Raw genomic sequence first — 5,541 nt, 5'->3', positions numbered from 1 at the left:
ACCAGCGTCTGCCCGCGCCGCAGCCCTTCGGGTGTGGCGGCCGGCGCCGCCGGCGACGGGTAGGGCAGGTCCAGCGCCGAAAAATAGGTCGCGATTTCCATCAGGTAGGCGTCGGACAGCGGGTCGACCAACTGCGTCATCAGCGCATAGTGGCGCCGGCCTTCGCGGAAGTTGAGCAACTGGTTGTACAGGTAGCCGGCGGGTTTGCCGGCCAGGCGCGGGTAGTAGCCGTCGGGGCCGGCACGGCCCTGGGCGCCGTGACAGGCGGTACAGGCCAGGGTGCGCTGGGCGATGGTGTCTTCAAAGGGGGCCGAGTTTGCTGCTGCAGCAGACAGCCACAGGCCAGCAGCCAGCACGGCATTGAGAAAGGCAGGGTTTTTTTTCACTCAGGCATTGGTGTCAGCGGGAGGCTTCACCGCCTGGCGCTGGTGCGCAGGCAGGCCAGGAAGTCGTCCCAGCTGGTTTGCAGTTCCTTGAGGCGCGCGCCTTTGTCGAGCACCGCGCCGCTGGCAGCTTCGGTGCGCCTGACCACCTTGCTCAGGGCGCTGGCCGGCAGGGGGCCGACCTGTTTGCGCAAGGTGCCGGCTTTGAGGCGCATGTCGGAGATGGCGTCCTTGACCAGTGATTTGTTGGATGCACAGGCGATGCCACCCACCAGCTCGGCCATTTCCGCGAGGGCGGGGTCCAGGTACCAGACGGCCACCGAGCCCAGCGCCAGTGCCCAGATGCGCTTGTCGCGCGTAGGCGCGATGTGAACCGACGCCGCACCGGGTGCGGCAGCTGTCTGTGCTGGAGCGGGGGGCATCTTCATGGGAGAAATGGGCGGCAGGCTGGGGGTGGAAAGCCTGAATTGTCCCCCGACTTTCCCCTGGCGCGCCGCCCGGTGCCCGCATGCCCCCGCGCTGTCCTTGTGTTTTCAATATAAAGAACCGATCAAGCCCTTATGCAGAAAGCGTAAGCAGCTATCAAAAAGAGAGTGATCTCAGGTTCTGGCGAGCCAGTGGGCGATGCGCCCGCAGACCCAGCCGGCGTCATCGTGGGGCAAGTCGTGGCCGGCCCAGGGGTGAACCTGGTGGCTTGCCTGCCAGGCGGCGGCCAGGCGCTGCGAACAGCGAGGATCCACCAGCCGGTCGGCGCTGGACGACAAGACCAGCACAGGGCAGGGTGGGGCCTGTGGTGCGCAGGAAAACCGGGCAGCCGCTGCCAGCTGGCGCCCGGCATTGGCCAGGCTCACCGGGGCCGTCTGCCGGATATGGACCCATGCCGCGATATCGGCTTCGCGCAAAGCCGTCTCCTGGCAGGTCAGCCGGTGAATGGCGCGTTCGGCCCAGGGCGCGTCCTGCCAGCGCGCGGCCAGCGTGGCCAGCTGCGGCCAGCTGGCGGGACGCAGCCGTTCGGTGAGGGTGCTGAAAGGGCGCATGCTGGTGTTGATGAGGACCAGGCGCGCGACCTCCCGGGGGTAACGCTGCGCCCAGTCGGCAGCCACCATGCCACCCAGCGACATGGCCAGCAGTTGCCAGGGCGGGGGAACGCCCTGGCTTTGCAACTGATGGCGCGCAAAGTCCACCATGCGGTGCGCGGAGGCGGGCGACCGCTGGGCGTGGAACACGCCGTTGCCGGGCAGGTCCAGGGTGACGACCTTGTCTGTTTCCAGGGTGTGGGCGAGCCGTTCGGGCAGCGTGCCCCAGTGCCGCGCTTCGCGGGTCAGACCCCGTAGCAGCACCCAGCTCATGGCGTGCGCCCGGGTCGCCAGTGCGCCATGGCCAGCTGTGTGAGTTGTGCGCGCCGCTCGCCCTCGGGCAGCCAGCCAGGTGCGGCGAAGGCGGCCCGTGTCAGGAAGTCCAGCAGGTCCGCATGCCGGCGCAGCACGCGTTTGATGCGGTGCGCCTTGATTGGATTGAACATGCCGTGCCGCGAAAACAGCTGGCGCGGGTTCTTGCGTATCCACAGCCAGGAGCCGAGTTCCAGTGTCATGGGCAGGAACACATGGCCGGCCGGGGTCTTGTCGTAGGCGTGGTCCCAGAGGTCGCCATGCAGCAGGTACTGGTTGCTTTGCGGTTCGAAGCTGTAGTCGTGGTGCGGGTGCGATTGCTCGAGCATGGTCTTGAGCGCGAACATCTCCGGCAGGTGTGCCATCAACCGGCGCGTTTTGGCGTACGGAAACCAGATGCTGTCGTCAAAGCCGTAGCCCGAATGGCAGTCCAGTGCCAGGCTGAAGGGGCGGCTGGCAAGCTGCTCGCGCACCACCCGCAGCAGGGCCGCGCTTTCGGTCTCCATGGGCGCGCCGGGCCGGCCGCAGTACCAGGGCAGCAGCGGGCCGAAGGTCTGCCCGCCGGCGAGAAAGGGCACACGGCTCTCGGCTCTTTGCGGTGCGTTGCGCATCAGGTCCACGCCGCGTGGGTTGGCGCGTTTGTGTGCCCACATGCCGCCCGGGTTGACGATGGGCATGAACACCAGCCGCACCTTCTGCAACTGCCGATGCAGCAACTCGTCCCACGCCAGGCGAAACAGCAGCGCGCGCATGTACGCCAGGATCAGCTGCGTGCCTATGCGCTCCAGCCCATGGATGCCGCCAAAGAAGCCGACCGCCGGTGCCCGCGGATCGCTGGCGCCGATGCTGGCCGTGTAGAGCGGAAAAGACGGTCCGCGCGTGGCGACTTCGCCCGCGCTCCGGATGTCGAAGTGCGTGTTTCCCGCCAGCAGGATGGCCTTGAGCTCTTCATGCTCGGCGAAGGTCGCGCTGCCGTCCGGGGTGCTGGCCAGAAGGGAGAGGTCAAAACCGCCGGCAGGCGGGCGCAGAAAGTCCATGTCCCCATCCTTGCACAGTTGTTTGACAAAACGATGTGCCCTTGCCGCGTGTTGGGAATTATTTCATGATTGCTATGAAAAGAATAGCTGCTTGTGCCCGTCCCTGCTGGGATGGAGGCTGTTTTTGCATCAAACCTGGGAGGCGATGTCAGTCCGGCGCTGCAATCACCAGGTCGGACCGGGGGTAGGCGACGCAGGGCAGGATGAACCCTTCGGTCTTTTCCTCGGCGCTCAGGCCCGGCCATTCAATGCGGTAAACCACCTGTCCGCTGGCCAGGCGGCAGAGGCAGCTGCGGCAGGTGCCGTTGCGGCAGGAACTCTCCATGGAAATGCCGGCAGCCAGCGCCGACTGCAACAGCGGCACGGAAGCCGGCGCGTCAAAGGGCCGGCCCGCGGGGCCGAGGCGGGCCTTGAAAACATCGTCGTCGGGTGCGGCGGGCATGCGCTGGAGTTTAGGCGTCCCAGGCGGGACAGGTGTTGGCAGGGCAGTCCGTATGATTTTTCCTTTTGGCGTCAGACAAACAGGCAAAGGATTCATCAGGTGCAAACATCATTCGAAGGCAAGGTCGCGTTGGTCACGGGCGGCGGCGGGGGCATAGGGCGCGCGACGGCACTGGCGTTTGCGCAGGCCGGGGCCCGCGTCGTGGTGGCCGACATTGCGGCAGAGGCCGGGCAGGAAACCGTGCGCCTGCTGCAGGCCGCAGGCGGCGAGGCGAGCTTCATCCGCACCGACGTGACGCAGGCCGGCCAGGTGCAGGCCATGGTGGCCCATACAGTCGCGGCCTACGGCCGGCTCGACTGCGCCTTCAACAATGCCGGCATCGAGGAAGAGCACCTGCGCCTGGCCGACTGCAGCGAAACCACCTTCGACCGCATCATGGGCATCAATGTCAAGGGCGTGTGGTTGTGCCTGAAGTACCAGCTGGCGCAGATGCAGCAGCAGGGCGGCGGGGCCATTGTCAACACCGCCTCGGTGGCTGGCCTGGTGGGTGCGCCCAAGATGGCGGCCTACAGCGCCAGCAAACATGCGGTGCTGGGCCTGACGAAATCGGCGGCGATCGAATACGCGCGCAAGGGCATACGGATCAACGCAGTGTGCCCGGGTGTGATCCGCACCACCATGTACGAACGCGCCGTGGCGGCCGACCCGAAGATCGGCACCGCCGCGGCGCAGATGCATCCGGTCGGGCGCCTGGGTGAAGTCGACGAGGTGGCGGCTGTGGTGTTGTGGCTCAGTTCGGACGCCGCGTCCTTTGTCACCGGGCATGCGCACACGGTGGACGGTGGCCTGACGGCGGTCTGAGCCCGGTGGCGTCCGGTGGGGGCGGAAGGCATTTGCTGCGACAATTCGGGTCCCCACCACAACGATTCTTCAGAGCGTCTTTTCCATGTCCAGTTATTCAGTCCGGCCCGCCACTGTGCGCGATGCCAAAGCCATCGCCGAAATCCATGACGCTTCCTCCCGCGCCGCCTACAAGGGCCTGGTGCCCGACGAGCAGCTGGGCACCCTCTCGGTCGACAAGCGCCAGCAGTTCTGGCGCGATGCCATCGAGTTCATGGAACCCCAGGTGCATGTCGCCACCGATGGCGATCGCCTCGTCGGTTTTGTCGGCTTTGACCGCTCGCGCGACAAGGGAACACCGTCTACCTGCGGCGAGATCTGGGCGATTTATGTGGACCCGGCCCACTGGGACAAGGGTGTCGGCCTGGCCCTGTGGGACGCCGCCAACGACGGCCTCAAGGAAGAAGGCTGCACCAAGGTCACGGTCTGGGTGCCGGTGCGCAACGAGCGCGCGCTGCGCTTTCACGAGCTGGCCGGTTTCAAGCGCGAAATGACCTCGCTCAAGACTGTGATGGTCGGCTCCGTCAAGCTCGAGGAAATCCGCCTCAAGCGCGAGGTAGGCTGAACGCCCCGTTCGGCTTCAGGACGGCATGTCGACGACGCGCTCGTCGTCGGGGATCACCGGCATGTCTTCTTCGGGTGACAGCGGCAGGTCCTCGGTCTCCTCCAGGCCGGCTGCTTCTTCGGGGTTGTTCTGGTTCCGCCGTCCGTCGTTGCTGCTGGAAAAAGAGGTCATGGTGATGCTCCGCTTGGCCTGTGGTGATGTGGGGTGAGAGCGCCATGCTGCTCCCGCTGCTGCGGCCAGTGCTTAGGAAAAGCGTCTGTCCGGCTGTCAGCGCAGGCCGACAGTGCAGGCAGCAGCTTGCACGGGGCTGGGGCTGGTTCATGAGTCATTTTGGCCTGCAGCCCTTGCCAGTCATGCGCAAGCAGCTACCTATTTAATAGCAATACCTCGCCAGTCCGCTGCACCGAAATGGGGCCGGGCACGCTGCAGGGCGCTGTATTAGGATGGCTCTGACATGACAGCATCTACCGACATTTCCCCCGGCACCGTCTGCTTCGCACTGTTTGACACAGCCATCGGCAGCTGCGCCATCGCCTGGAGCGAGGCCGGCATCTGTGGAGTGCAACTGCCCGAGGCCGGCACGCCGCAGACACGCGAACGCATGCGCCAACGTTTTCCCGGCGCGCAGGAAACCGCGCCGGTGGGCGATGCACTGGCCGCCGTCAGCGGCGTCACCGCCATGCTGCACGGCCAGGCGCATGACTTCAGCAAGCTGGTGCTCGACATGCGCGGCGTGCCGGCTTTTAACCAGCGCGTGTACGCACTGGCGCTTGGCATTGCGCCGGGCCAGACCCTGACCTACGGCGAGCTGGCCGCGCGCCTGGGC

9 protein-coding genes are annotated in these 5,541 nt (G+C 66.2%); 3 read left to right on the top strand and 6 right to left on the bottom strand.

Annotated features, from left to right (window positions below; translation table 11 throughout):
- The 5 genes from WA904_RS20565 to WA904_RS20545 form a co-directional block, all read right to left on the bottom strand.
- On the bottom strand, positions 1 to 386 hold a 386-nt coding region (locus tag WA904_RS20565), incomplete at its 3' end, for a c-type cytochrome (RefSeq protein ID WP_425198992.1).
- Positions 387 to 412: 26 nt separating this feature from the next.
- Complete coding sequence (locus WA904_RS20560) at positions 413 to 805, bottom strand: hypothetical protein (RefSeq protein WP_425198991.1); 393 nt, start codon at positions 803 to 805, stop codon at positions 413 to 415.
- A gap of 177 nt (positions 806 to 982) precedes the next feature.
- Complete coding sequence (locus WA904_RS20555) at positions 983 to 1,732, bottom strand: alpha/beta fold hydrolase (protein ID WP_425198990.1); 750 nt, start codon at positions 1,730 to 1,732, stop codon at positions 983 to 985.
- Positions 1,729 to 2,808 (bottom strand): M14 family zinc carboxypeptidase, encoded by a 1,080-nt coding sequence (locus tag WA904_RS20550; RefSeq protein WP_425198989.1) that lies wholly within the window; start codon positions 2,806 to 2,808, stop codon positions 1,729 to 1,731. The genes WA904_RS20555 and WA904_RS20550 overlap by 4 nt, the downstream gene beginning before the upstream one ends.
- A 148-nt stretch (positions 2,809 to 2,956) precedes the next feature.
- Positions 2,957 to 3,250, bottom strand: a complete 294-nt coding sequence (locus tag WA904_RS20545) for a 2Fe-2S iron-sulfur cluster-binding protein (RefSeq protein ID WP_425198988.1) — start codon at positions 3,248 to 3,250, stop codon at positions 2,957 to 2,959.
- 99 nt (positions 3,251 to 3,349) lie between these two features.
- Here WA904_RS20545 and WA904_RS20540 point away from each other — a divergent pair, with 99 nt between their 5' ends.
- Positions 3,350 to 4,111, top strand: a complete 762-nt coding sequence (locus WA904_RS20540; protein ID WP_425198987.1) for an SDR family oxidoreductase — start codon at positions 3,350 to 3,352, stop codon at positions 4,109 to 4,111.
- A gap of 85 nt (positions 4,112 to 4,196) precedes the next feature.
- Positions 4,197 to 4,715 carry an N-acetyltransferase family protein gene (locus tag WA904_RS20535; RefSeq protein WP_425198986.1) on the top strand — a complete coding sequence of 173 codons (519 nt, stop codon included), beginning with the start codon at positions 4,197 to 4,199 and terminating at the stop codon, positions 4,713 to 4,715.
- A gap of 15 nt (positions 4,716 to 4,730) precedes the next feature.
- On the opposite strand, the gene WA904_RS20530 is transcribed toward WA904_RS20535, so the two are convergent.
- Positions 4,731 to 4,886, bottom strand: a complete 156-nt coding sequence (locus WA904_RS20530; RefSeq protein WP_425198985.1) for a hypothetical protein — start codon at positions 4,884 to 4,886, stop codon at positions 4,731 to 4,733.
- A 283-nt stretch (positions 4,887 to 5,169) separates the two neighbouring features.
- On the opposite strand from WA904_RS20530, the gene WA904_RS20525 reads away from it, so the two are divergent.
- On the top strand, positions 5,170 to 5,541 hold a 372-nt coding region (locus tag WA904_RS20525), incomplete at its 3' end, for a methylated-DNA--[protein]-cysteine S-methyltransferase (protein ID WP_425198984.1).

Origin of the sequence: Polaromonas sp. (assembly GCF_049790275.1) — a bacterium.
GTDB lineage: Bacteria > Pseudomonadota > Gammaproteobacteria > Burkholderiales > Burkholderiaceae_C > Polaromonas.
This window is presented reverse-complemented; position numbering and strand designations above follow the sequence as displayed.